At 41.6% G+C, this 2,557-nt stretch carries 2 protein-coding genes; both read right to left on the minus strand.

What is annotated here, in order from left to right:
- Nucleotides 1–215: hypothetical protein (locus tag F6J99_RS44045; protein ID WP_293123512.1), on the minus strand; the 215-nt coding region annotated here is incomplete at its 3' end.
- A 313-nt stretch (nt 216–528) separates the two neighbouring features.
- Complete coding sequence (locus F6J99_RS44050; protein ID WP_293123515.1) at nt 529–2,076, minus strand: ammonium transporter; 1,548 nt, start codon at nt 2,074–2,076, stop codon at nt 529–531.
- Nucleotides 2,077–2,557: the final 481 nt, after the last annotated feature.

The raw sequence follows: 2,557 nt of genomic DNA on the forward strand, positions 1-2,557 counted from the left end.
ACGTGTTCTCTTCCGATTTGACTAGGTAAGCGGTTAATAGAGTTGTGAAACTCGATAAGTTGATCGGCTATTTTTAGAGTTTCAGTTTTATTTAATATCCCTATTAAATCAGTAATTGGTAACTGTTTATAGAGGATAACTGCACCTAAAATTTCATCATATTCAGCTACTAAATCCCTAACAACGCTATCGTAATCTTGTTGTTTGTTTGACATATTGATTATGGTCATGGGATTAATTTTGATTAAACTACTCTAGCAAAGTGAACTGGGAATAGGGAATAGGGAATAGGGATCAAAATCATCTCAATTGCTACACGGATTGCTATCTTGATAGTCTTGAGAGGCATCCAATAAAACTATGATCACATTATTCCTGAATTAATTTGCTTCTATGATTAGAATCTTTGGGCTTATTTTGTCTGTATCCAATTAAACTTATTTGCTGGAAAATACTGTTATTGATTACCTTCATAACCGGTTGAATCCTATAATTTCATGGGTTTGATTGTATCTACAGAACAGTGTGTTAATTATGTCTTTGCTGATCTCTCATAGCTGATTGATTGACATCTGCCTTAAACAAAAAGCCACTGTAGGCAGTCATACGGTGTTCGTGGAAATCTAGACCTTCAATTTCTGCTTTTTCTGTAACTCTCAGACTTGAGGAAAGTATGCTTTTAACAAATAACCAAGCCAGCGAGCTCAAGACAACCGTTGACAGACCTACTGCAACAATGCCGAGTAGTTGAATAAAAAGCTGCCGGATACTATCTATCCCGCCACCACAGAATAGTCCGGCTACTGGACCGTTACCAATACTATACAAATCACCAGGTCCTTCACTGAAAAGAGCTAAAGCCAGTGTTCCCCAGACTCCACCGACAAAATGGACAGAAATAGCACCTACTGGATCATCAATTTTCATCCTGTCCCAGAAGTCCACTGAAAAGACCACAATTATTCCTGCCAGCAGACCTATGGTGATAGCGCTACCAATGGTAACGAATCGACAGGATGCAGTAATAGCTACTAAACCCGACAGTACTCCGTTAATAATCATAGTGGGGTCAGGCTTACTGTCAGGATCCCTTGGGTCAAACCAGGTAGTTAGAGCTGCAGCAATAGCCCCTGCACAAGCTGCTGTATTCGTCGTGAGGACAATATGGCTAATGGAGTTGGGATCTAAATTCGTCGTTCCGGGATTAAAAATGGTTGAGCCGGGATTAAAACCAAACCAGCCCAGCCATAAAATCAAGCAACCTAGAATCGCCAGGCTGAGATTGTGTCCGGGCAGCCCATAGGAGACGCCATCTATATATTTGCCCTTGCGTGGTCCGAGAAGGTAAGCACCGACTAAGGCACAGCAACCGCCTACGGAGTGAACTACGGTTGAACCAGCAAAGTCCCAAACTTTCAGCCCTTGTAGCCAGCCTCCTCCTAGCCAGCCTCCTCCCCAAATCCAGTGACCCGTGATTGGGTAAATGATGCCCACAAGTAGAACGCTGAACAGACAAAACGCAGAAAATTTGATGCGCTCAGCCACTGCTCCAGACACAATAGTCGCAGCAGTTCCAGCAAAAACCAGTTGAAAAAAGAATTTGGCGTTGAGGGGTATACCAATATCTTTTAGTGAATAGAAGACACCGTTGTAGGCTTCTCCTATGGCTGGACTATTATCTAATCCTGAAAGGAACAAGCCATTGAAACCTAAAACAGGATTCCCATCACCAAACATGACAGCAAAGCCAACTGCCCAGAAAGCTGCTGTAGACAGGGCAAACACAATCAGGTTTTTAGTCAAAATGTTGGCAGCGTTCTTTTGGCGGCAAAGACCAACTTCCAACATCCCAAAGCCCGCGTTCATGAAGAATACTAAACAACCAGTGAATATCACCCAGATAGTATCCACGGCAATTTGGAGCGATTCAAGAGTAGTCTGAAAAGGTGGATTCTGGGCTACTGCTACCTCGGCACACAACAGCATGATTATTGCGATCGCGGGCAAGCAAACTTTCCAGCTTTCCAGCCTACAAGCGCTGGTGCACCTTAACCTTTTACGCTTTTGTTTAGACATTACTCATCAAAGGTTTAGTGCTTAGAAGAAAAATGAATACTTTCGTACTAGCAAGTGTAGCAATCGACAGTGCTATGGTAATCATGGTCAAATAATTGACTCCAAATCCTGTCTATGGATACCTATAATTTCGGTTATCTGTGACCATTATGAATTAGCACAAATAACCTCGTAGACCCCTGAATTAATTATTTTTTTTTCCTTGGGCTACTAGTGATAACTCTTTTGGGGTAGATAAAATGTTGGCGTAGATAACACCCTAATCTGACATAAGCCTAAGTCCTGAGTGACCATTGACTTGGCTTATCCTTACACTAGTTCCCTTGATTCTATGAGTAACTATAACTATTAACTACCCGGGCACTTGACAGTGTTTTTCCCGGAAGCAGTTAAGCTCTATCTTACTCTTATAGTAGACGATATTTTCACTATTGTATGCTATTATTTCCCTTTTTCTTTTTTTATTCGTCGAAATATATTC

The sequence above is a fragment of the Moorena sp. SIO4G3 genome, from assembly GCF_010692305.1.
Classification (GTDB): domain Bacteria; phylum Cyanobacteriota; class Cyanobacteriia; order Cyanobacteriales; family Coleofasciculaceae; genus Moorena; species Moorena producens_A.